This is a genomic window from Bradyrhizobium sp. Gha (assembly GCF_900113735.1).
GTDB lineage: Bacteria > Pseudomonadota > Alphaproteobacteria > Rhizobiales > Xanthobacteraceae > Bradyrhizobium.
Genome location: NZ_FOQM01000059.1, coordinates 1 through 24704, shown reverse-complemented (window position 1 = coordinate 24704; position 24704 = coordinate 1). Strand labels below are relative to the sequence as shown.

Below are 24704 nucleotides of genomic sequence, written 5' to 3'. Positions count from 1 at the left end.
TTCGTTAAATGCCTAGCGACGTGATGCCGGCTATGGGGGGAGGTAAGCTTTGGAGGTGCCGGCATCGGGCAACCCGCAAGCGACTTACCGCTGTTGAACCCTTCGCCAGAACCACACGTGGAAGCAGCGATACTGGATTGCTGCAAGTGTCGTACTGGCAGGCGGAGCCGCGAGGGCCGAACTCTCAAAATTTCTAGCTTGCTGCGAACCTCCGCTCGCCTCTGCGTAAGACGGCTTGTCGCCACCAGAGTGAAGTCAGGAATACGCGAGAAGATCGTTGGAGAGGGTTGAAACGCCCCTAACGTCAAGTTGTACGATCTCAAAATGACAATGACTGACATCAGTGTCCGAAATCCTCAAACAGCGACAGAGCCCTGTTGCATCGAGCCGCGAGCCATCAGAAATCTGAATGGGTTCGATGAACCCGTTGTGAAGGATCGCTGTGCATCTGGGACGAAAACTGGGCTTGTCATCTTGCGGGGCTGAAGTCGGCGGCAAGTACGGCGGCGATCTATGACGCTTCATTCGAGCTGTTTACGGAGGAATGCGGCACGCCACAGAGAGGCGTCTGGTGACCTTGGCGTACTCCAAATCCAACTAAGAACACAACTTAACGAGAACGGTTTGACAAGACAGCGCTCTTTGCTGACGCCTGGTCCATTGTCGTTATCGCTGGCGGTGAGGAGCCAGATGCAGCTTGACCTCGCATCTCGCGATGACGAGTTCAAGGAGGTGACCGCCAGCATGAGGCGGCTGATACTCAGCCTTTTGGGAAATGCTGAGGATTATTCGGTGGTGCCTATTCAGGGAGGCGGCTCCTTTGCAATGGAGGCGGCTCTCTCTTCATTCGTGTCCCGGATCCATAAGCCGCTTGTTGCATAAGCGGCATCTATGGCGAGCGCATTTTACAAATTTTGCGACTGTGGGGCGTCGAGGCGCTGAAGCTCGTCAAGCGAGCGACCGATCCGTTGGATCCTCGAGAAATCGGTGAATATCTAGCCAAACATCCTGACGTTACGCACCTATGTTTCGTGCATTGCGAGACAACGACTGGGATGGTCAATCCGTTGCAAGAGTTAGTGGGGGAGGCGAAGCGACGTGGCGTAAAGACGATCATCGATGCAATGAGCTCTTTTGGCGCCCTCAACATCGACATGAGCGATCGTGGACCCGACGTATTGGTCACATCGAGCAACAAGTGCATAGAAGGGCCGCCGGGGGTAGCGTTTGTCGTCGCCTCGCGACTACTGCTGGAGCATGCGGTTCAAGAACCGAGATCGTTTGTGCTCGATGTAAGAGATCAGTGGCTCTCGCTCGAGCGCACCGGTGAGTGGCGGTCGACCCCTCCTACCCACATCGTTCAGGCCACTGCAATGGCCTTGAAGATTTTGCACGAGGAGGGCATCGATGCGAGGCGCCTTAAGTATGAAAAGGTTAGAGACGGTATTATCAAAGAACTCGAAGGGGTTGCGTCTCCGCTGCTGTCTCCGGACTTGCAGTCGCCGGTCTGCGTTGCTTTCAGTGCGCCGTCCGGAATTGTGGACCAGGCGGGGTTCGAGGGACTTTATCGACACTTGGCGGCCCACAATCTTTACGTCTACTCGAAGCTGCATCTTGCGACGCGCAGCTTTCGCGTCGGTTGCATCTGGATTGAGCAGTTGGGGTGCGCTTTTCGTACCTATTTTCGGTCCGGCCAGGCTCGATCAGAAAGGCCAGTGCCGGGGCAAGTAGCAGCGGCTCTCCCGGCTCGAGCGGTTGGGGACCGGCAGCCGTGTCTTCCTGCCGAGACTGCTGTTCTTCATGCGGGCTATCGGCGCGACCCGGTAACGAAAGCTGTCGCAGTGCCGATTTATCAGAATACAGCTTATGAGCTCGATGGCGATCTAAACCACATCGCTGACGTCTATAACGTCAAGGCCGATGGATTCACCTATACAAGGATTATCAATCCGACCCGCGCGCTGGAGAAGCGCTATACCGCCGTCGACATGGGAAGCGATTCGCTCGCCGTTGCGTCAGGTCAGGCGGCGACGTTTCTTGCCATCGTCAACCTGTCAAGTGGCGAAGTGGGCGACAATGTCGTCGCCTCTCCGTATCTATATGGCAATACGTGGAATCGGCTCCACAACACATTAAAGCGGCTCGGCATTAGCGTCAGGACGGCAGATCCTCGGAGGCCCGAGACGTTCGAGCGTGCTATTGATGATCGCACGATATGCCTGTTTGGAGAGGTAATCTCCAATCCATGTCTTATTCCGCTCCCGGTCAAGCAGTTAGCGGAGATTGGCAGAAAATACGGAGTGCCACTGGTCGTGGACAATACGACCACGCCCCTGGTGTGTCGGCCCGCAGATCTCGGCGCTGCTATTACGACGTACTCCGCGACGAAATATATATCGGGCCATGGCACGACGCTGGGCGGGCTGATCGTTGACAACGGCGAGTTCAGCTACCGGGGAGCGTCCCGCTTTCCATTGTTTAACCGTCCCGACGAAGCGCACGGGGGAATTGTCTGGCATAACGCTGTGCGAGAAGTCGGCGATCTCGGAAAGAGTGAATTCCTCCTCAAGGCTCGCATGACCTGGTTGCGCGATACCGGCGCGGCCATAGCGCCGTTTGCGAGTTTTCAGCTCATCCAAGGACTTGAGACGTTGCCTCTTCGGATGAAGCAGCACTGCGCGAATGCCAGCAGATGCTGACCTGCGTATTCTATCAGGCACCGGCCGTTCGGTGTCTCATCTCGGCGATCAATATCTCTATCTCGCGGAATTCACGGGCGCGCATGAGAACATCTGCCCGCGCGGTGTTCTGCGTAAGGTCCTGCGCAGGGCTGCTGACCACGGATACGACTGCACTGTCTGGTTCGAGTTTGAATTTATGCTGTTTAAGGAGAACGCAGACACGATTGAAGAAAAACCCTTCGAGGAGTGGGCTCCTTTAACGCGTGGCCCGTTCGGCTACTCGATTGCGCGATCTGTCGCGCAACATGAGCTGTTCGATGAGATCTTAGCGCTTTGTGAAAAGGCTAGAATACCTCTCAGCGGAATACACTTTGAGACGGGACCTGGCGTGGTCGAAGCGTCAATTCGTCATTGTGATGCGCTGGAAGCGGCCGATCGGGCAACCATATTCAAGTCGATGATAAAGGCCTGGGCGCAAACCCGAGGCATGATGGCTACATTCATGGCCAAGGTTTCCGAAAAATGGCCCGGCCAGTCCGGCCATATTCACATCTCGATGTCCTCGGATGGCCGGAATGTGTTTTACGACAGTGAAGCGTTGGGCAACGTCTCGAACCTGATGAAGAAATTCATCGCCGGACAGCTAGGATACATGAATGAGTTCTGTGTGCTCGCGGCGCCAAACTTCAATAGCTACAAAAGATTGGTTCCAGGCTGCTGGGCACCAATCTATCCAAGCTGGGGAGTTGACAACCGCTCCTGCGCGGTCCGCTCCATTCCCGGAGAGCCATCAGCCCATCGCCTGGAGTATAGGCTGCCTGGCGCAGACATGAACCCATATCTTGCGCTCGCATCTGCGATTGGTTCCGGCATATTGGGCGTCGAGACAGGATCGGCACTGCCGGCTTCGATCGTCGGTGATGCAGGCGTGGAGATGTGTCTTCCGTGTGCTAGACTGCCTCAAAGCCTATCAGAGGCAACTGCTCGCTTTTCGCAGTCTGCAGCGGCCAGTGATGTGTTCTGAGAAAGGTTTGTTGAAACGTTTTCTTGCTCGCGGCGTTGGGAGTGGGAGATCGTTCAACATCAGGTCACCGATTTTGAACGTCGGAGATATTTCGAGATCATTTAGCTGGAGTCCGCCGACGGTGCTGAACCTTATTCCTCTGGCGGTCATGTAAGTGGTGTCGCCGCGGCTGTTGCGGCGGCGTGTGCCACTGTTGTTAGGCGTCATCACAGAAAATTTGCAATTACTTGGGAAGCTGAGAAGGTCTGCTGCTATCGGCTGTGTGGCGGCAACCACGATTGTTCGCTTGCAATGCTGGGAATCCTGGCAACGACGGTGTCGGCGAAAAACGTTGTAGTCCAGCGTTCCTGCGGCAGGAACTGATAGGCTCTTATATTTGGGGCGGCGGCTTTTGATGCAAGATGAATATGAAGGTGTTGCCTTGATCGCCGTTGTGTTCGCTTGCGTGCAACGTTGCTCCGGATCTTTTGCCTGAAGAACAACGAGCTTCAGCGCGCGCCGCCGGGCTTCCTCATATGTCGACCATTCGATGTCGACGAAATGCCAACGATCGGTTCCTTTCCTTCCGGAGTGGATCGTCCGCAGAGATGGCGGCCAGCGAAGTGTCAGCGATGAGCTCCGTGAGCTTCGCCCGCGCGACCGGCCTCAGCTGGTGCTGCGACAGTTTCCGTAATTGACAGAACGACCTCAAGGCGGCGGCGCCGATCGCGGAGATGAGCCGTGTCACTAATTGCTTCCCGATATTGATAAAGTGCGTCAAGTCATTCGGAGATGGTGCTTGCGTTACGGCACGTTGACGGGAGGCATGGGCGTCGTCTGACGTGGCTCGAAGCCTTTCTGGTGATGGCTGCGTGCGGTCAACATGATCGTAAACGCCGCGAGGAGAATCAGAAGACCGCGCATGCGTTATTACTCAAAATAATTTATCGCAATGATGAAGCGGCTCACAGCCGGTGCCTTGAAAAAGGGGCGGCCCTACGCGTCTCTCGGACCGGTGTATTCGCCGCCAACAGCTACTCCGGGACGCCGGAGATTCGCCGGCGGGACCCTAGATAACCGATTGTTCTTGCCGGAAGCAGCCTATCAGCGCGATCATTCCGCCCAAAAAATGTGTTTTTTGCCAGGAGGCCGCAGGAATAGTGCAGCGAATTCGAGTAGTAATTTAGGGGGACTTTAACACCGCAAGACAGCCCGCGCTGCTGCCTTCGGAGCCCGTGGAGGACGGTTCATGCGCAATCATGACATTATGTCCGGTAGCCTGTTGGCGCTGACCGCCGCTGGCGTTGCGCTGCTTTGTTCTAGCCTGCTCGCGTTTGCTTTCATTTAGAACCCGCGCTCGACATTTGGCGCGCTGGGATTCTGCGAGGCCTCTCGCGGCGGTGCGCAGCCGGACAGGCCGCTGGTATGGCTCTAATCGAGCCCCCGGCGGTTGAGATGGTCTGTTCAGGTTTCTGTAGGGATCCACCCCTTCGAGCCGTTCCGTTACGAATGTAGTGCTCGTGTTTCTGAATGGCCGACCTGGTCTCCGGGCTGTCGCTCGCCAGGCGTGCGTTCTATATTGGCCATTTGCCGAACGGCCTATGACAAATGGTCGAGCTCGCTTGGGTACGACGAGCAATGATGTCTATCGTTTGGGTAGACGTCGAACATGTTTGCCTTTCTGAAATCTTACGTACGCCCTCATGGCATGATCAGCCAACAAAAAGGCGCGTGCGGTTTGATTCGCCTCTGGTTTGGCGTGCCCCGGATCGTCGAAAGTCGCTCCTAAAGCACAAACTTCGAAGCGATGAAGACCAGGGGACAACATTGCTGTGAACGTTGCGGGGGCGGTTGCGGCGCGCGGCAGCTCTTGACCATTGCCTGCTATCGCGGCAACGAGAACAACCAAAGCAGATCGAGTGAAGAGAGCGGGTATGGCTGTGACGGATCAATCCCAAGCATCGGAGTTGCCACTGGCCTTGCAGAGACCATCGAAAGGCTTTCGTTGGATCTTTGCTCTTGTTGCCGTTTTGCTCGCTTTTGGCGCCGGGGGAGCCTACTTTTGGACTGAAATCGAAACGTTTGCCGAGGCGCCGCCGGCGCATGAAATAGTGGCTCCCACTCGCGACTTGTCACCTGAGGACAGGGACGTCCTTATAGGGATCCAATCGGGGCAGCAGAAGACAGCCGATGAAATTGTCGAGCTCAATCGCAACCTCGATGCTCAGCATGCCGAGCTAAACCGGATCTCGGGCCAGATCGAAGCCTTGACCCAAAGAATCGACGAGCTGCAGAAGCCGGCGCCTGTCGTTTCTCCTGCTCCTGCAGCTTCTCCGCCGCTCCCGCGCACCACATCCAAGCCGGCCAAGAGAGACGTCCGGCCCTCAAAACCGCAAGGTGCGGTCTCTGTCGGAGGCGCGCCGTTGCCGGCGGAGCCAAGCACGGAATAGCGCTGATTACCACAAAATACCTGTCGTATAACGCTCGCCTTCGAACCACGTCGGAAAGTAACGGTCCACCATCTTGATCGGGAGGCCGAGCCTCTCATTGCCCCGCGTGCTTTCGGAAGTTCGCTGTGAGTCGCAAGAAGTTCGTAAGTAGGACGTGACCCTGTGGGGTAAGGATCGACTCGGGATGGAACTGGACGCCATAGGTGGGATAGTCGCGGTGCGTGAGGGCCATGATCTCGCCTTCCTCCGAACGCGCTGTCACTATGAGCTTCTGCCCACACGACTGATCAAGCTCGACAATAAGAGAATGGTAGCGTCCGACTTCAAGCGGGGTTGGCAGCCCCCCGAATAACCCTCGGCCGTCATGCGCAACGTATGAGCGCCGACCGTGCATGGGCCGATGCGCTCGCGCCACCCGTCCTCCAAAAGCGCTCGCAATACACTGATGTCCAAGGCAAACGCCGAGAATTGGTACGCGTCCAGAAAGGTCGCGGACCACTGCTGTCGATATTCCCGCCTCATTTGGGGTGCAGGGACCGGGCGATATGACCACCGCGCGGGGATTGAGATCAACGAGCTCGCTAATGCTGATAGCGTCGTTTCGGATCACTTCCGTTGCTTCACTGAGCTTGTGGAAATAGCGGGCTATGTTGAAGACGAAGGAATCGTAGTTATCGATGATGGCAATCAAAATGCACCAGCTGGTTCAGAATGAAATGCATCGAAGATTCGCTCCGCCTTGGCGAGCGTTTCATCGTATTCGGCCTCGGGCTCCGACATGGCCGTTATACCGCCGCCCGCATGAAACACAGCTAGGTCGCCGTCGATCGTGACAGTGCGGATCGCAATACTTGTGTCCATATGCCCGTTGAAGCCGATGAAGCCGATCGCCCCGCAATAGACCTCTCGCGCTATGCGCTCGATTTCCGTAATAATTTCTATCGACCGTAGCTTTGGCGCTCCTGTAATGGACCCGCCGGGAAAGCAAGCCCGGAGCAGGCCAACGGCGTCTTCCTCTCCGGCAAGTTCCCCCGTAACGATCGACACGAGGTGGTGCACTGAGGCATAAGACTCGAGATTGCACAGAGCCGGAACCTCGACCGAATCCGCAGTGCAAACGCGTGACAGATCGTTTCGCAAAAGATCGACAATCATCGTGTTCTCGGCGCGATCCTTTTCGGAAGCCAGGAGAACAGACGCACGGCGGTGGTCTTCCTTCAATTCCGGCGAACGCGCGATCGTGCCCTTGATGGGGCGTGTCTCGACTTGTCGCGCCTCAAGCTTTACGAATCGTTCCGGCGAACTTGATGCGATGGTCAGCTTTCCCCATCGCAGCAGGGCGGCAAACGGCGCCGGATTCAATACTCGTAGCCGGCAATAGAAGGCGAGCGGATCAAATGGGGTCGATAGGCGGGTGCTAAAACGCTGCGCAATATTCGTCTGGAACACGTCACCCGCCAGAATCAAGTCGATCACGCGTTGTACCGCCGCAATGTAGCTCTCGCGGCTGAAGTTCGAGCGCCACGCGCCGGCTTTGACAGGACAACCATTCTGAGGCGGCTTTGGACCGGCAAGCAATGCTGCAAACTCGTCGGCTCGACGACGGGCTCGTTCGCTCCGTCGCACGTGATCCTGCTCCGGCCATCCGGTCGAGACGATCCAGCATTTGTTATCCCGGTGGTCGAAGCTGATGACAAGGTCATAGAAATGCAGGATGGATTGCGGCAAACCCAGACCGGCAATTGCCGGCGCAGACAATCGCTCCAATGTCCTGGTCATGTCGTAGGCAAGGTAGCCTGCCGCTCCTCCCTGAAACGGCGGGAGATCGGGACGATGCTCTTGCGGGTACTTCGCGAGTAGGACGCGAAGGACCTTCCATGGATCGGCCTTAAGACACAGTCCGTTCCAACTGGCTTGGCCGCTCACGACCCTGTAGGTGCTGAATGGATCGCACATCAGATATGAGTAGCGCCCGAGCAGCTCGTGCCTTGCTGCGCTATCGAGAAACGTGAGACGCGATCGGTGCCCAAGACGTCGCATCGCTATGACGGGCTCAACCCACTGCAACTCGCGAACGTACATCGGCTTATCGGTCACCGGCGGCTGACCTCGTGAAAGCGCTGTTCCATGTATTGGGCCGATCCCATGAGAATGACGCTTCTCTGCTACGGCCGAAACTTGAGGTCCCTACCAAGCTAGCCTGGCAGTGCTATTTTGCTGCGACAGCACCTGGTTCATCCTGCAATGGAGGTGAAAGGGGCATCTGTTGATACATCGTAGTCGGCCGCGAAGCGCAGCTCGCGGAGCGGTCGGACCCGCTTAATCGCCTGCTGGTAGAGATCGTGCGCTTTGTACGCCGCGAGCTCGATTTCGCTGTCGAACTCACCATAGACCACGATGTCGATATCGTTGCCGAGCTGATCGGTCTTGCGGTTGCGGGCAACCTCAAGCCGGCGCGCATGTGGTATCGTGGTGAGAAGCGAAAGACCGTAAATGATCTGGTCGATACGCGCCTCTTCCTTGGCGCTGAAGAAGACGATGTGACGAATCATGGCCATTCCTGGAGAGGTCGCTAGCTGGTGCCATAACTATCTGGGAATAGAGGCCGTTGCAATGAGGCTAGTCGCTTGCCACATGATCGTCGCTTGCGATCGTCGGCGATCCGTAATGAAATTTGCCAGAGTTGCTCAGGACGCCGGAAGGGCAAGGCGCTCAATTGTTTGAATGTGCCGCGTAAGCAGGTTACAGGCTTGATCTAAGTTGCGCGTTCGCAAGGCTTGCAGAATTAGGCGGTGATCTTGATTGGACCGCGGCCGCCAGCCTACTGATCGCGCCATCGCGAACACCAATCTCGAATTTGCAAGCTGCAGTCCATCGAGGCTCGCGAGCAGACGCGGCATTCCGCAGGGCGCGACCAAGGCTTGGTGAAAGGCGCGGTTGGCCATCTCAAACTCCTCGACCGTCTTTGCATTATCTCCTTCGATCAAGGCGAGCTCGATCTGAGTCAAATGACCCGTTGTGAGCCTTGGCCCCGAATGGCGCAATGCCACCACCTCAAGCGCAGCTCGCATTTCAGCGATCTCTTTCACTGAGCGGGTATCGAGCGGGGCGACCCGAACACCGCGACGTGGCACAGCAACAACAAGATGTTGTGCCTGCAGCTGCCGAAATGCCTCGCGCACGGGGACGTGGCTGGACTTGAATTCTCGTGCAACGTGATCCTGGCGGAGTGGCGCGCCTGGCTCTAAGGCGCCGCTGATGATGCGCTCAGCGATCGAATCCGCGATGCGCGCGACCGTCGTCATGTTGTCAGCAGTGATCATAGATTATCTACCGCAATAACCGATGCATTTGTGAGGCAGCTCGATTAGCATCTCTTCGAGAGCAATGACTATAGATAATTGACGCGATTATCTACAATTGAGCGAGATGGTTATGGATGCTGCCGCGCAAGTTCAGCGCAAAGAAACAGGCACCGATGCGCAGGTTCGTTGTCATTGGAAGGTCGAAGAGACTAAGGCGCTCTACGACCTTCCTTTTGCCGACCTGATGCGTCAGGCGCAGTGCATTCATCGCAACAACTTTGATCCAAACCACGTTGAAACTGCGAGCCTGCTCAGCATCAAGACCGGGGGCTGTCCGGAGGACTGCGGCTACTGCTCGCAAAGCGCCCATTACAAGACCGGCCTGAAAGCCACTCGTCTAATGCGTTGCGCGGATGTGCTTGCGGCCGCGCAGCGCGCGAAGGATGCAGGCGCCACGCGCTTCTGCATGGCGGCAGCCTGGCGCGCGCCAAAAGATAGCGATCTTGAGTCCGTCTGCGACATGGTCAAGGCGGTCAACCGACTTGGCATGGAAACATGCGTCACGCTCGGCATGCTGACGCCGAAGCAGGCTGCACGTCTCGCCGAGGCCGGCCTTGACTTCTACAATCACAACGTCGACACATCGCCCGAGTTCTACAACAAGATCATTACCACCCGTAGCCTGCAGGACCGCATCGATACGCTGGCGCGCGTGCGCGATACCGGCATCAAGATCTGCTCCGGCGGGATTATCGGCATGGGCGAACGCGTGGAGGACCGCCTAGGTATGCTCGTGCTGCTGGCCAATCTTCCCAATCATCCCGAAAGCGTGCCAATCAACCTGTGGAGCAAGATCGAGGGCGTGCCAGTGGAAGACACCGCGGAGCCTCCCGATCCGATCGCGCTGGTTCGGCTGGTGGCGACCGCGCGGATCATGATGCCGAGGAGTGTGGTTCGCTTGTCCGCTGGACGGCAATACATCACCGATGAATTGCAGGCGCTTTGCTTCTTGGCCGGTGCAAATTCGATCTTCATCGGCGACGTCCTCTTGACCACCAAAAACCCGGAACTTCATCGCGACGCGGATCTGCTGACCCGGCTCGGCATCACGTCCGGGCTCGCCCGACGAAAGCAGTGCACGCAATATGTTGCTCCTACATCCGGCTTAGGTGAGAAATGCAGATAACTTTGATGAAGGGAAAAATTCATCGCGCCTCAGTTACCGAAGCTGATCTGCACTATGAAGGCTCGATTTCGATAGATCGTACGCTGCTGGAGGCAGCAGCAATGGTGATCAACGAGCGCGTCGAAATCTACAATGTCGAAACAGGGGCGCGCTTTGCCACCTACGTGATCGAGGCGCCGCCGAGGTCTGGCACGATAAGCCTGAACGGAGCGGCCGCTCGACTGGCGATGCCCGGAGACAAAATCATTATCGTTGCATATGCCTCATTCGACGAGGCCGAAGCAAAGACATTCAAGCCACGCATTGTGCGTGTGGATCGAGACAATCGCATCCTCCCAAGTTGAACCTATCGGGCCTCTTCCTTCTTTCCTTCTTAGACGGCCAGGCATCTTTTACCTAATTGGTGCGATCCTCGGAGTGATGAGTGCGGTCCATCCAAGCAACTAGATTTAGTCCGTACGTCGCAGCGTTGAAGGCCTTAGACGAAGATAATCGCCTGCGATACCTCAAACCGCGCGCAGGGATCGATTTCGCATCAAACGACTATCTGGCGCTCGGTAGTGCCCCGCGCATCAAAAAGGCGGTGGTCGCCGCGCTCGAGGCAGGAACTCCGGTAGGAGCCGGCGGGTCGCGGCTGCTGCGCGGTAATTGCGAGGAGCACGAACAGCTCGAAACGGAAGCGGCTCAGTTCTTTGGCGCGGAAGCAGCGCTTTTCTTTGGAGGCGGCTACATCGCAAATTTTGCCGTCCTAACAACGCTGCCGCAACGCGGTGATCTGCTCATTCTCGATTCGCTCGTGCACGCCAGTGTTCACGAGGGGGCGCGCGCCGGCCGAGCAGAGTACCGAATTTACGCGCACAATGACCCTCAGTCAGTCGAAGATGCAATTCGCGACTGGCGAACCAAAGGCGGAACGGGCCGCGTCTGGATTGTGGCCGAAAGTCTCTACAGTATGGATGGCGACTTCGCTCCACTTGAGGAGCTGGTGGCAATCGCCGATCGCCGAGACGCGTTTGTGATCGTGGACGAGGCCCATGCCACAGGAGCTTACGGGCATCAGGGACGAGGGCTCACGGCCCCCTATGACAGGCGCGAAAATCTCATCGTCGTTCACACCTGCGGCAAAGCTCTCGGTGCGGCGGGTGCACTTGTTACGGCGCCCCGCATCTTGCGCGATTTCATGGTCAACCGCTGCCGTCCGCTTATTTTTGCCACCGCCCCATCACCGTTGATGGCCGTTGCCGTTCGGGAGGCACTCCGCATCCTGCAGGAAGAGCCGGAGCGGCAGCAACGGTTGGCTAAACTCGTTGCGTTCGCGCATCGGCAGTTCACCTCGCTCGGTTTGCGCACACCATCGACCTCTCAGATCGTTCCGTACATCGTAGCTGACAATGCTCATGCAATGCGACTTGCCTCTGCTCTCCAGGAGCGTGGCTTCGATATCCGCGGAATTCGGCCGCCAACCGTTCCGGCAGGCACGGCCCGCTTGCGAATTTCATTGACACTCAATGTGGGGGAAGCGGACGTGCGCGCTATGCTTGATGCGCTGGTTGAGGTGAGGGGCTTGTCTTGATGAATAAGCGGATCGTCGTTACGGGTACGGACACCGGTGTCGGCAAAACAGTTTTTTCCGCGGGGCTCGCGGGCCTTCTCGGCGCGAATTACTGGAAGCCAGTCCAGGCTGGGCTCGAACAAGAGACCGACTCCGAGTGCGTCCGCCGCCTCGGTGGCCTCTCGTCCGATCGGATTGTCCCGGAGCTCTACCGATTTCGCACGCCTGCGTCGCCGCATTACGCCGCGGAGATCGACGGCATTCGCATAGATACAGAAGCGCTTCGACTGCCGGACAGCGGCGAGCGGCAACTCGTGATCGAGGGCGCCGGCGGTCTCATGGTGCCGCTGACAGCGCGCACCCTTTACATCGACATCTTCGAGCGCTGGCAGCTTCCCGTTGTGATTTGCTCAGGGACGGGACTGGGCACGATCAATCACTCCCTGCTCTCCATAGAGGCTCTGCGGAAGCGTCAGATTCGAATCCTTGGAGTTGCCTTCGTTGGCGAGAGAAACGCCGAAACTGAAAGTGCGATTTGCGATATCGGGAGAGTACGTTGGTTGGGACGGCTCCCGTGGCTTGTTCCCCTCACGGACGATAGGTTGCAGGCTGCTTTCAAGCACGCCTTCGTTGGCAGTGATTTCGTGAACCTATGAATATGGCCAAGAGGTCGCCGATCTGGCACCCTTACACGCAGCATGCTCTACAGTGCGACATGACGAAGGTGCTGTGGGGAGAGGGAGCTTATCTCTATACCGAAGATGGCCGACGCCTTATCGATGCAATCTCCTCCTGGTGGGTCGTGACTCACGGCCACTGCCATCCATGCATTGTGAACGCGATCCGAGAGCAGGCAGGCAAGCTCAACCAGGTCATCTTCGCCGGATACACTCACGATCCGGCTGAGCAAGTTGCGACAGAACTATTGAAGATCACCTCCCCGGCGCTCGAGCATGTGTTCTTCTCCGATAGCGGGTCGACCAGCGTCGAGGTCGCGCTGAAAATGGCGCTCGGCTACTGGCGCAATACCGGAAAAGAGCGAACCCGAATTCTGGTGATGCAGCACTCTTACCATGGCGACACGATCGGGGCGATGTCGGTAGGTAGCCGAGGCGTGTTCAACGCGGCCTACGGGCCGCTGATGTTCGAGGTGACCTCGATTCCATTTCCGACAAGAGATCGTGAGCAAATAACGCTTGATGCGCTTGAAGCAGCTTGTCTAAACGAACATCCCGCAGCCTTTATTGTGGAGCCGCTGATATTGGGCGCAGGCGGAATGCTGATGTATTCTCCCTCGGTGCTAAGAGAAATGAAGCGGATCTGCGAAGCCTTTGACGTCCTGTTCATTGCGGACGAAGTCATGACCGGCTGGGGCCGGACGGGTACATTGTTTGCGTGTGAGCAGGCCGATGTCACGCCCGATATTGCCTGCTATTCGAAAGGCCTCACGGGCGGGGCGCTGCCGCTCGCCGTCACACTCTGTCGTGCCGATATTTTCGATGCGCATTATTCGGAAGACCGCACGCGTACGTTTTTTCATTCGAGCTCATATACGGCCAATCCAGTGGCCTGTGCCGCCGCCAAGGCTAATCTGGACCTTTGGCAGGATCAGAAATATCGCCGGCGGCTGTCATCCTTGGCCAGGATGCAAGAACAGGCACTCGCGCCATTCCGCGCCGATTCACGTTTCGCAAACGTCCGACGCACAGGGACAGTCACAGCGCTTGAACTCAACACGAGCGATGCCGGCTATCTGGCGGACATCGGGCCGAGGCTTTTGGCTTTCTTCCAAGCGCGGAATCTGCTCTTACGCCCACTCGGTAACACGATCTACGTGATGCCGCCTTATTGCGTTACGGCCGCCGACATTGATGAAATCTATGCTGCCATCCGTGCCGCTGCTGACTTGCTGACGTGACTGCATGAGAGTGTGCAATCTTCTGCAGTGACAGGAGTTTGCAAGGCGAAAGTGTCCGTATTGCTCCCGTTTGAGTGTCCCACGAGGCTGCAAGCACTCAAGATTCGCAGGCTCGTGCTTTAAGCACTTGCTTCAAGCGCTCCTGATCCAACCGCCGCAGCAATCCTGCGGCCTGGCCGAGAAATGCGCAGCATTTGGCCGAAATGTCGAGCGAATTGCGCTAATCACGATTAGAGAAATCCATTACCTTGAACAAATTCTCGGCGAGGCTTTCTGCGGAAGGTACTGCTTCGCGAGGCAATCGCACTTCAGTCACTTGATGGCTGCAAGAACCAGGTGGACGGACCGCCGGGCGAGCACGCCATTGGTGCGTGCGCTGCTGTGGTCAGAGGGCAGCGGGGCTTCCAAGTAAATGTCTCACAGGAGGCAAGAATGCACATTGGATTCCGTAATTCTCTCTATCGTTCAGCCACATGCTGCGCGATTTGCGGCGGAAAGTTTGGGCTGATCCGCCATTACTGCTGGCGAACGGCCCTTTGCTCCAAAAAATGCGTCAACCGCTTTAAGGCGCGACGGGAGGCTGATCAGAAATGGCTTCGATGGCGTCGAGCGGCCTAGGAAGGGACGGGGTTGTGCCGGTACGGCCCCGGTCAGAGAATTCGAGCGGCCCTCTAGAGCGTGTGGAGGTCAAGTGACAGAAACATCGGCAAAAATAATCGACTTCAGAACCTACAGGGCCAACAGGCTGGCCCGATCTAAGCGGCTTCGCGAGGACATCTATTCGACCGCGACTCTCGCTGCGCTTACAGCCACCTGTCTCCTTTGGACATTCCTGGCCTGCCATCCATTCGCTTTGCTCGGTCCGCCGACGCCAAAGCAGGAGCCTCACGACTTGCCTTAAGGGACAGGCGCGGAGATAGGCCCTTAAGACGAAGTGCCTCGCTGCGTGTAGCTCCAGCGCCCGGTTGAGCCGCCACCATTTGGAGAGACTGCAATCAGCCCGGAAGCGCGTGCAGATGGTGGCTCGTCGCGAGGCACCGCTGCTCGATCGAAGATCCCGCCAGCATAGTCGCGCCAGCTGTACGACAAGGCGAGCCGTCGGGTGGTGAAAATCACGATGAGGAAGGTCTTGCCTCTTAGTTGGAGGCGCTGTCGCGCTGGGCTGCCGATGTCCGCAAAGGTGCATTCCCGGGCTCGGAGGAGTGCTATCGGCTTCCTGATCAGCTTCGGAATGCCGTCGCAAACTGGGTGCCATCCAAAACCTCAAGGTAAGAAATGCAAGCAATTAAGAAGGTCGCTGAGCTGCGTCGCGGCCTTGGAGACCTTCGCAATGCCGATAAGCGCATCGGGTTCGCTCCGACGGTGGGATACTTGCATAACGGCCACCTGGCCCCCGATCTCGGCTAGCCGGGGGCACTGCGACGTCACCGGCGTTAGCATCTTGGTCAACCCCACTCAGTTCGGCCCAAATGAGGGTCTCAGCAGGTACCCTCGCGACTTCGCGCGCGATGAAGCGTTGTGCCGCAGTGCCGAGGTCTCCATCATCTTCGCGCCAAGTGCAGAGGAGATCTATCCGGCTCAATTTGAGAGCTTCGTCGAACCGGGCCAGCTCGCAAAACCGCTTCGCGGAGCGTTCAGGCCTGGACATTTTCGAGGTGTATCGACTGTCGTCTGCAAGCTATTCAACATGGTGCAGCCGGACGTCGCGTACTTTGAACAGAAGGATTTTCAGCAATGCGCTGTAATACGCCGCATGCTGGCTGATCTGAATTTTCCGATCGAGATTGTCACCGTGCCAATCGTGCGGGAGTCAGATGGGCTGGCAATGAGCAGTCGTAACCGTTATCTTAGCCCGCAAGAACGTGGTCGGACCCTTGCGATCAGCGGTGGCTTGTTCGCCACAGCGCAGAGTTTGCCTCAGGGGAGCGCGATGCGGCAACCCTGATTGCGCTCGCAAGGACGCATTTGGAAAGGGTCGATCGACTGGCGTACCTTGAGCTTGTCGAAACTGCGACACTCAGGCCTGCCGTGAGCCCTCTGCGCTATCCGGCGGTGCTCTGTGTCGCAGCCTACGTAGGCTCGACTCGGTTGATCGACAATGTAGTCCTGTCCTGGGCGCCATCCTAGCCAGATACGCAAGTGATGCGCCCAGAAGCACTCGAACCCGATGGGTTAGCCTTGAAAATACTCAAAGTCCTGGAAGAACTCTCAAACCCGATCCGAAGCAGCTCTTTTGTCTCCTCAACAACTGCCCCAGCATCGAGCTCATGATGTCGGTTGGGATTGACTCTGCCACTGGCGAGGCCGCCCCGCGCCGCCGAAAGCACCCCAAGTGCGAGTTCGCATTTCATATTATGACTTCGGCGGCTCGCTCAGATGCTCAGGCACATTCCGGCTGCTTTGCGCGCTTGTTACGACGTGGCGCAAAACAATTTCAGAAAGTCCTACGACCAGCTGTCTGAGACGCGCAATCTCCTGCTTGCAGCGCTCCAGCTCTTCCTGTTCGTCGGTCATCACAGATGTTGTGCGACGACGGCTATTGCCGAGATGATGCATGAAGCTCCCTTTCCGTTTCAAAAAAAAACGCGGCATTCGACGAAACACAGCAGATAATCAACAAGCCGGTCGCTTCTTTTACCTGAGCTAGTCACCTCGGCGTCAGATCGGAGCAGTTTCAGCAGGCAGCCCGCGGCCGCAAGTTTGCTAGCTCACTCGCTGAAGGGCTCGCGCCCATCTCGCAGGTTTTGGCGACGCCAGCCCGCTCACAACTCAGGCTCATTTACCACAATGGCCGACGATCCAAGGATCGCGGAGATAACGTGGCCACTAAACATGCCGCGCCCGGCTGAATGTGATTATTCTGGGCGGAGACATTAGCAAAATGGGATTATCGATTAATGCAATGCGCCGCGCTGTCGCGCTCAAATCCTGCACTACGGCAGCGCCCCTGATGATTATCACGCGACGTTCTCGTGTCCGCGCAGGGTCCCTCCGCTACACTAGCTTAAATGTCCAAAACCCACGATGCAGCGACTGCAAGCGGGCTTGCCAAAGGAAGGTCGCTGCTGCCAACACGTGCGATGATGGATCGATAACAGCGCCCTGACCATGAAATTGCGGCGATCGCGCAGACGACCTCGTCTAGCTGCATAAAGCCGAACTTCCCTCAACAGCCGCCAGCGGGGTGAGTTGCGGGTGACCTGAGAGGGATCTCGGCCCGATTTCGTCGCCAGACGCGGGGTTGGCGCTGGTTTTTGATGCAAACGAACTCTTCACCGCAGAAATAAGTACGATCTGATGTACTTGAGTTGGGGTCTGACAAATGCCCATATCCATCATTGATGGGGTGAGGGAGATCTCCCAATGCTGGACGGTGCCACGACCGCGCTTCTGCGCACGATCCTGGATGAAGTTTGCGAGCGCGTCTCACCGTATGACGTTGGCGTCCGCGTCTACGTCGCCTCCAAAATCCTGGAGGCCGCCACTAGAGGCGAGACGCGCCCCGATCTGCTTAAACAGATTGGTCAGGAAGCTCTTTCCAAAGCACCAACGATGTGGCGATAGATCTGGTACATGGCTTATCATTGAGGTTGAATTTCAAAGACACAGGGGGTGAAGATCCTGGCCTGTTATCCAGGTTCGCGCATCGCGGCGTCCCCTGCGGCATAGCGATCCAGCCAACTCGCAAAGGTGTATCGTCCTCGCAAATCGATAGCGGTCACACGTCACCCAAAATGCGGTGTTATCCGATGGAGCATTGTCATGGCGCATCTTTTGCGCGCAGCGGCCGCGAGAGGCTCCCCGCATTGAAGATCATTGTTCGTATCGTTGGCGACATTCACCAGCGTGCGGCGGTGGTCGGTATCGCCGGGTTGAGAAGCAGTACGCCGTGTTCGTCGACTACGCGTCAAATGGGACGTTTGCGCGATGGCGGCCGGCGAAGTGTCGTATCAATGCGCTCCGGTTCCTGGGGCACCCCATCGCACGCGCAGGCTCGACCGATCACACAATCCGGCATCTGGAATGCTCTGTTCAAAATGACATCTTGTTCCTGCGGAGCGGTGCAACCTTTGTCGATTCGGATTCTTCAACCGTTAGAGTAGTGCCAAGCCTGTCACAATCAGAGCTGGTGCCTCACGTTCTCGATCATAGACCGCCCGCCCTTCCGAACGAAGAATCTGTTTTGCGAGGAAGCACCGTCAGTCAATCCTTGTCCCCCTAGTTGTTTACCGCGATCCGTCACGACAGGCCATGCAGCCGGCTTCGCGCATCTGCGTATGTATATTGGGGCGCGTTGCTCGCCGCGAGCGGCCGATCACTGAAGCAAGAGAGTAGCTCCCACAAAAGGCTGCGCATCTTTGCCTTGGCGCACGCCCTTGCGCTACGATGCCGGTGACGCATCGCGCCAATAAGCCTCGACCGAAAAAAAAGCGGCCGAAGTCAATGTTCGGCGCCGGAACGCCGTCAATTGACCCCGAGCCGGTGCGTCGTTCCTGTTTACTCCCGTGCGAGCGCGGCAAGTGCCCTTTGGATGACTGCGATTTCTTGAGTCACCTGAGCGATCGCTTGCTTCGGATCAGTGCCGGTAACGCAGTTCAACTGCTGCAGTAGCTTCCGCCGATGCGCCAGAAGATTCTCCAGCGCGCTACGGTTGTTTAGTTTCACATAGCCGTCGACAATCAATTCAATCGAAAGAGACATCGAAACCTTCAAAACAAAGCTATTCTCAACGAGAGCATATAGCACATCGGCAAATGATGTTCAGCTCATTCGGAGAGAGTACTGACGGGCGAGCTTTTTTAGCAACAAGCGGCTGGCGAGGGGAGCGTGAGTCGCCCATTCCCTCCGCCTTACGAGCGTTCAGCTCTGTTTGTGGAACTAGTCGGGAAGAAAGACAGCGTAAGGCGGGCCAAAAACGCTGCGGATCGTCGCGATGGAATCGCTAGGGCTAGGGAAAGGAGGATATCACGAACTGGCATGGTCCTTATCGGCCTACCGAACGACTTCGCGAGATGCGATGACAGGCGGCTCGTTGATAGACGACATGCTCGCTTGAATATCTCTTCGCGGAGATTGCGAAGACCTCAGGAGCGTTCAGGATGCTCGATGAAGAGTTGGCCCGCATTTGTACTCACCGTAACATCATCCATCGCTATCGTGCCTGCTGAAGTCGAGCCTGTCGGATGTCGAAAGTCAGTTCGTTGAACCGCGCCTCACCGAAGTGCAGGCCGCGCTCGGGTCTCTTTCGGTCGCGATGTTTCCGCTCGCGTTTAGCCTTCGGAACGGGGTGGTCAAATCGGAGGCGCGAACGACGCGTGCATTCGGGACCACACGATTTCTCGCCGGCGGCCTCATCATGAGGTCGCGACGCGGCAAATAATCGATGATATCCGCCAGCGGTTGGCCTAGCACCGAGGACCTGATTTCGGCTCGGATATCAGGGTGCTCAATCTATAACGGCATTTGCCCATAGCGGATAAATAGCCGCACTGTTCGGCCGGTACTCGCTCGCGGACCTGTGGGTATTCGGCCGTTATCTCGGCAGTTTGTTAGATTGGATACACGCCAAGCATCGTTCTCGCTCGCTAGCCGGCTGAGGCAGTCACTTATCCTTCATGGTCTTCGACCACGGCATAAGATTTGCTCTACTTGCTGAGACGCTGCGGAACCCTATTCGCGGCGAGAGGCACAGCATGGGAGGAAACGACTTGCCAACTTTAGGGCTGGAGAAAGTTTATATCGCCGGCAATATCCCAAGCAGCAGTTTCAAAGGTAAGAGGCGGCACCACGCGAAGGTGGGATATCAATTAGGTGCCCGCCGATCGGGCTTGGCTGCGAAATACCCTGGCGCCGATATTTGCACTAGTCGCCGTCGGGCAAGTGGCAGGCCTCTTGCGTGTGGCCGATCCCGTAGAGCTACTGCGCAGGTTCTCCGCGGGGACAGCTGGTTGTTTCGGGGACACCGAGGTCGGGCGCGCGGCAAGAAAAGTCGCGGTTTAGGGCCAGAACAGCGGCGTCCAGCTTTTTGGGTCCTCAATTCATCCTGCACGGGGGCAATCGAACGCTATGATTGTGCGTAGTCTGCACGACGTTGAAGCGACCGACCATTTCGTTGATTGGGGCAATGGTACGAGCCACCGCCTCCTGACAGAGAAGGACGGTATGGGTTTTAGCATCTGCCACACCGTGGTGCGCGCTAACACCGTTTCGCTTCTGCAATACCGGAATCATCTCGAAGCCTGTTACTGCATCGCCGGAGAGGGCGAGGTCGAGGACATGGACGGCAATGTCTATCCCATTCGCAAGGGTGACATGTATGTGCTCGACAAGCATGACAAGCATTTTCTCCGCGGGGGGCGCGGCAAGGACATGGTCCTCGTTAGCATCTTTAACCCACCCCTCAACGGAACCGAGCGCCACAACCTCTGCGACCCGGCAGGCTCCACATATTGAGCGACGCGAGTAAACGCCGATCTGATATGAACTGCCGCTAATAGCAAAGGTGCGCATCGCCTCGCTAAAAATGTTGACGGACAACTTCCTTGTCGCGTGAGGGCGGAGCTGCCGAATCAGTTCGGTGCGGCTATGGCAGGGAAGTTCAGCATGCGCGCAAGGCGCGAGATCACATCAGCGCTGGCCGAGGGACTAACGGGCGAGCGGGCGGCTCGAGAAGGGACGGATCCTAGACGAGCTGTGCGCCGTTGCGGGATGGCATCGCAACACGCGATCCGCGCGCTGTCAGTTACGTGGCATCGGGATCGGCCGTGCGGTGGAGCGCGGCCGGACCTACGGAGCTTCCATTCGCATGCAGTGATTGTGCTATGGGGCGCGGCTGACCGGCTGTGCAGCAAGCGGCTCGTCGCGATGATCCGTTCTTGCTTCCGGCTCTTGAACGGCAGGGCAGATTGAGCGCTATCCGACGATCGATCGCCTGCTGAGCGACGTAAGGATCGCAGCAGCCGGAGGACGCCGACGGCGGGCGGTTTTTCCAGTCCCGTACGGCGGCAGTGCCGGTGCGTACATTCAATGACTGGGGATCGCCTCCGCCGGGGTACTACGAAGCGGATCTGGTTACGCACGGCGGCATGTCCGTACCCGGCGGCTACATTCAGGCTGGTGGATGTTGCAACGGGGTGGACCGAATGCTTTCCGCTCGTCGTGCGTGAAGCAGCGCTTGTGGTCGAGGCGCTCGAGCTGACCGTGGTTCAATGGCGGGCTCTATCCGATCACCGCAATTATCGTGGCGCTAAGCACTGCCTGATCTCATTCAGCAGTGTCCGGTTGATAACACATCTGTCCGGACCCTCGCACTACAGGTAGGTAGCCTGACCGTTGTGTCCAAGGTCCAGTGTCGGCTTCCCAAAGCGATGCCGCGCAACGTTCTTTCGCCGGCGTTATTGCTGGGGCAGATCCTGCCATCGTCGAGGAAGCGGGCAAACCCGGCCCAGCGTCTGAGCATGTAATTCATGGGCCTCAGGACCTCGGAGGAGCGCGAGAGAGGTTCTCGATCGCGCAGCAGCCGGGCGTGCATGTCGTCGAGCAACGGCTTGCTTCGCTCCTGGCTCACTTGCAAGCTGATTGACACTAATCCTTCGGAGCGGACTTAGGAGACGCGCTCGCCGAATGCGGTTCGGCTGAGCTGACGGCTCACGCTGCCGATCTACGTCCATTTTTGTCCGGAACATCGAGCGAGAGTCCGGAGACGCATGCCGACTTTTAGCGCCCCATTTGTACGATATCCCGCGGCGCTGTTGGAGATGTGACATAGCACCGGCCCTGCTATCGCATTGATTGCAGTCGATTTCAACTTTGGCACGATAGATGCGTAATCCTCTGAATTGCGGCACGCAGGAGAAATCGTTCGATGAGAGGAGATTGAGAGATTCTGGCCTTGGGGTAGCCAGGTTTCGCCGCAGGCCAGGTTGATCGGTGACCGAGTTGCGGGGTGCTGCGCCGAGATGGCAAAGGCCAGCCTGATAGCTGAACTGCTGAAAGGATGACGATGGACCACGGGTCGCCTCTGGAGCGCGCGAGCGCCTACGAACCAAGCGATCGGGATAGGCCTTCTGCAAGCCGAATAACCTTCTCCAGCGTGTTTATCGGCAGCGGCAGGCCCGCAATCCGCGACGCTCAGCTGGCATTGGCAATGGACCACATCATTGGTGCAGCGCTGTGTACCGACTCCACCTTTGCTCAGTGGGCAGCTAGTGCCAACATTCCGTGTATGGAAACTATTGAAGAGCTCTCGTCATTTTTGAAGGCGGAACCGGTAGATTGGATCTTCTCAATTGCCGATCCCTTCACGTTGCCATTGGACGTGTTAGAGCGAGCGCGTCGAGGTGCTTTCAAATACATGCTGGATGCGCAAGCTGTTACCAGGCGTTTCAACGTGGATCAAAGTGGTCGCCTTCTTATCTTGAGCGATGAGCAGGTGCAGAGCATAACCGCCACACATGAGATGCTGGCGCCTCTGGAGAATTTTTGGCGGAAGCGGCTCGGACAGTTCAAGCGATTGCATTTTCCTTTACGGTCATTGTCCGCGGCTGCGGATGCGCCTCCCCAATGGCAGTCGAGTTCGTGGTCCAGCCTAAGCGCTTTGGCCAAACTATCTCCGCAAGATCGCTCGGAGTATTTGCTAGCAGCTTGGTTGATCTATCTCGCTCGCCTCACGAAAGAGAAACAACCTCAACTGGGGTGGAAGCCTGCAGGGGATGGATTGCAGGGTGGCTCCAAGTTCGTCGAGGCGTTCATCGCCCCCGTTGTGCCAATGGATGTTTGCATTGAGCTTAATCATGCTTTTGATGAAGTGCGAAAAGCCGTAATGGCCGAAGTCGCTCAGCTGAGGGCGCATGCGAGCTTTGCGCGAGATCTGATTGCGCGTTGCCCGACATTGCGTGATGTCGAGGCGTTACGTTCGCGCCAGCCTTGGCCGATCGGCATTGCAATCACGTCAAAGAGCGGTTCCGTCACTGACGATCTGTCGACGAGTCCCAAAGATGACCAAGCCTTATGCGGCAGCTTGCTGACGTTTGAAGTTCGTGCTCCGGATGGGAGCTTCCGCTGGCATTTTGATGCCGCGCGATTGGCCCCACAGGTGATCGACGGCATGACGCAGCATTTGCAAACGTTGTTGCGCGGCGTGATGGACGATGCGAGGCAGGCTGTCAGCCGGATCGACTTTCAGACCGAGGAGCGCACGGCTCTAATTGAGGAGTTGAGTCAAACGGCAGCGGCTTGTTCGTTCGAGCGATGTATCCATGAATTGTTCGAGGCTCAGGTGCAAAAGGCGCCGGAAGCCGTGGCGGTGGTCCATGAGAAGGAGAGATCAAGCTATGGCGAACTCAATGCGCGCGCTAACCGGCTGGCCCATCATCTGATCGAGCTCGGGGTCAAGCCGGACCAGCCGGTCGCGATCTGCCTGGAGCGCAGCATGGCGATGGTAATTGGCGTGCTAGCGATCCTGAAGGCGGGAGGCGCCTATCTGCCGCTAGATCCGGCTTATCCGCCAGCGCGGCTGCGGCAGATTGTCGAAGATGCAAAACCAAAACTGCTGCTTTGTGATGTCGCCGGTCAAACGGCATTGGGTGCTGAGGCCGTGGCCCAGGTGACCGTGGTCGATTTGGAAACGAACACTCAGCCCTGGGCCCAGCAGTCGCCTTCGAACCCAGACCCGGGCAAGCTTGGCCTCACATCGCGCCATCTTGCTTATGTCATCTATACCTCCGGCTCAACCGGCGTCCCCAAGGGCGTTCAGATGTCCCATGGTGCGCTTGTGAATTCGCTTATGGGGATTGGCTCGTCAAAACTGCGTACGCTTCAATTCGCAACCCTGAACTTCGATGTGTCCTGCCAGGAATTGTTCATTTGCTGGAAGGACGGCGGAGCGCTTGTGCTCCTGCGTGAAGAGACAAGGAGGCGCGTCTCCGACCTGCTGGAGTTTCTAGAGCAGGAGGCGATCGAGCGGCTTTTTCTCCCATTCGTGGCATTGAATCATCTTGCAGGTGTCTGGAGCACGCAGCGCGTGCAGCTGCCCTCCTTGAGGGAGGTTTATACAGCTGGCGAACGATTGCAGGCCACTCCGCTGCTTAGGGCTTTCTTCCAAGCACACCCGAACGCGAGATTGATCAATCAATATGGGTCCACAGAAATCAGCGTCATTTCCGAGCACCACCTTGCGGCTGATCCGTCATGTTGGCCCGAGATGCCTCACGTTGGGCGTCCCATCGCCAACACACGGGTGTACCTGCTGGATGGCCAAGGCGTGCCCGTGCCGTTCGGCGCGGTCGGCGAACTTTACATTGGCGGGGCGGGGGTGGCGCGAGGCTATCTGAACCGCCCTGAGCTGACCGCCGAACGGTTCATCGCCAGTCCCTTTGTCGAGGGCGATCGGCTGTACCGGACCGGCGACCTTGCACGCTACCTGCCGGACGGCAATATCGAGTTTCTGGGCCGCAACGACGACCAGGTGAAGATCCGCGGCTACCGCATCGAGCCGGGTGAGATCGTCGCAAAGCTTTGCGAGCACGCCTGGGTGCGCGAGGCGGTGGTGGTGGCGGGCCAGAACGGCCCCGGTGACAAGCATCTGATTGCCTATGTGGTCTGTGCGCCG

Annotated in this window: 18 protein-coding genes and 2 pseudogenes; 13 read left to right on the top strand and 7 right to left on the bottom strand. The window is 57.5% G+C overall.

Annotated elements, in window-relative coordinates:
- Positions 1–690: 690 nt before the first annotated feature.
- From BM222_RS42645 to BM222_RS37595, 4 genes are all read left to right on the top strand, one after another.
- Positions 691–882: a hypothetical protein gene (locus BM222_RS42645; RefSeq protein ID WP_244547415.1), complete on the top strand. Its 192-nt coding sequence runs from the start codon at positions 691–693 to the stop codon at positions 880–882.
- A gap of 32 nt (positions 883–914) precedes the next feature.
- A complete protein-coding gene (locus BM222_RS41595; protein ID WP_349509902.1) occupies positions 915–2699 on the top strand; it encodes an aminotransferase class V-fold PLP-dependent enzyme in 1785 nt (594 codons plus the stop codon).
- Positions 2683–3705 (top strand): glutamine synthetase, encoded by a 1023-nt coding sequence (locus tag BM222_RS37605; protein WP_244547414.1) that lies wholly within the window; start codon positions 2683–2685, stop codon positions 3703–3705. The genes BM222_RS41595 and BM222_RS37605 overlap by 17 nt, the downstream gene beginning before the upstream one ends.
- 1913 nt (positions 3706–5618) lie before the next feature.
- Positions 5619–6134 carry a flagellar basal body-associated FliL family protein gene (locus BM222_RS37595; RefSeq protein ID WP_177243709.1) on the top strand — a complete coding sequence of 172 codons (516 nt, stop codon included), beginning with the start codon at positions 5619–5621 and terminating at the stop codon, positions 6132–6134.
- A 94-nt stretch (positions 6135–6228) separates the two neighbouring features.
- On the opposite strand, the gene BM222_RS37590 is transcribed toward BM222_RS37595, so the two are convergent.
- The 4 genes from BM222_RS37590 to BM222_RS37575 form a co-directional block, all read right to left on the bottom strand.
- Positions 6229–6825, bottom strand: a complete 597-nt coding sequence (locus tag BM222_RS37590; RefSeq protein ID WP_092239683.1) for an anthranilate synthase component II — start codon at positions 6823–6825, stop codon at positions 6229–6231.
- Positions 6822–8231, bottom strand: coding sequence for an aminodeoxychorismate synthase component I (pabB, locus tag BM222_RS37585; protein WP_092239682.1), 1410 nt, complete (start codon positions 8229–8231; stop codon positions 6822–6824). The genes BM222_RS37590 and pabB overlap by 4 nt, the downstream gene beginning before the upstream one ends.
- Before the next feature lie 137 nt (positions 8232–8368).
- Entirely contained in the window at positions 8369–8686 is a 318-nt protein-coding gene (locus BM222_RS37580; protein WP_092239693.1) for a Dabb family protein, read from the bottom strand.
- A 135-nt stretch (positions 8687–8821) separates the two neighbouring features.
- Positions 8822–9457: a GntR family transcriptional regulator gene (locus tag BM222_RS37575; RefSeq protein WP_092239681.1), complete on the bottom strand. Its 636-nt coding sequence runs from the start codon at positions 9455–9457 to the stop codon at positions 8822–8824.
- A 112-nt stretch (positions 9458–9569) separates the two neighbouring features.
- On the opposite strand from BM222_RS37575, the gene bioB reads away from it, so the two are divergent.
- The 6 genes and pseudogenes from bioB (at position 9570) to panC (ending at position 16222) form a co-directional block, all read left to right on the top strand.
- Entirely contained in the window at positions 9570–10625 is a 1056-nt protein-coding gene (bioB, locus tag BM222_RS37570) for a biotin synthase BioB (RefSeq protein WP_092239680.1), read from the top strand.
- The gene (gene panD, locus BM222_RS37565) at positions 10616–10969 is read left to right on the top strand and encodes an aspartate 1-decarboxylase (protein WP_092239679.1); all 354 of its coding nucleotides are present in this window, start codon (positions 10616–10618) and stop codon (positions 10967–10969) included. Before bioB ends, panD begins: the two co-directional genes overlap by 10 nt.
- An 80-nt stretch (positions 10970–11049) precedes the next feature.
- The gene (locus tag BM222_RS37560) at positions 11050–12198 is read left to right on the top strand and encodes an 8-amino-7-oxononanoate synthase (protein WP_092239678.1); all 1149 of its coding nucleotides are present in this window, start codon (positions 11050–11052) and stop codon (positions 12196–12198) included.
- The gene (gene bioD / locus BM222_RS37555) at positions 12198–12833 is read left to right on the top strand and encodes a dethiobiotin synthase (RefSeq protein WP_092239677.1); all 636 of its coding nucleotides are present in this window, start codon (positions 12198–12200) and stop codon (positions 12831–12833) included. Before BM222_RS37560 ends, bioD begins: the two co-directional genes overlap by 1 nt.
- Positions 12830–14095 (top strand): adenosylmethionine--8-amino-7-oxononanoate transaminase, encoded by a 1266-nt coding sequence (locus tag BM222_RS37550; protein ID WP_092239676.1) that lies wholly within the window; start codon positions 12830–12832, stop codon positions 14093–14095. The genes bioD and BM222_RS37550 overlap by 4 nt, the downstream gene beginning before the upstream one ends.
- A gap of 1275 nt (positions 14096–15370) precedes the next feature.
- Positions 15371–16222: pseudogene (gene panC, locus BM222_RS37540) on the top strand (pantoate--beta-alanine ligase).
- A gap of 225 nt (positions 16223–16447) precedes the next feature.
- Here the strand turns inward: panC and BM222_RS37535 are convergent.
- Positions 16448–16651 carry a hypothetical protein gene (locus tag BM222_RS37535; protein WP_092239691.1) on the bottom strand — a complete coding sequence of 68 codons (204 nt, stop codon included), beginning with the start codon at positions 16649–16651 and terminating at the stop codon, positions 16448–16450.
- 807 nt (positions 16652–17458) lie between these two features.
- Here BM222_RS37535 and BM222_RS37530 point away from each other — a divergent pair.
- Positions 17459–17659, top strand: coding sequence for a hypothetical protein (locus BM222_RS37530; protein WP_092239675.1), 201 nt, complete (start codon positions 17459–17461; stop codon positions 17657–17659).
- Between the two features lie 933 nt (positions 17660–18592).
- Here the strand turns inward: BM222_RS37530 and BM222_RS37525 are convergent.
- Positions 18593–18796, bottom strand: coding sequence for a hypothetical protein (locus tag BM222_RS37525; RefSeq protein WP_092239690.1), 204 nt, complete (start codon positions 18794–18796; stop codon positions 18593–18595).
- A 1365-nt stretch (positions 18797–20161) separates the two neighbouring features.
- Here BM222_RS37525 and BM222_RS37515 point away from each other — a divergent pair.
- Positions 20162–20548 (top strand): ectoine synthase, encoded by a 387-nt coding sequence (locus tag BM222_RS37515; protein WP_092239674.1) that lies wholly within the window; start codon positions 20162–20164, stop codon positions 20546–20548.
- An 889-nt stretch (positions 20549–21437) separates the two neighbouring features.
- Here the strand turns inward: BM222_RS37515 and BM222_RS37510 are convergent.
- Positions 21438–21668, bottom strand: a pseudogene (locus tag BM222_RS37510) (IS66 family transposase); the annotation flags it as partial.
- A 573-nt stretch (positions 21669–22241) separates the two neighbouring features.
- On the opposite strand from BM222_RS37510, the gene BM222_RS37505 reads away from it, so the two are divergent.
- A partial coding sequence (locus BM222_RS37505; protein ID WP_244547413.1) for an amino acid adenylation domain-containing protein occupies positions 22242–24704 on the top strand: 2463 nt, incomplete at its 3' end.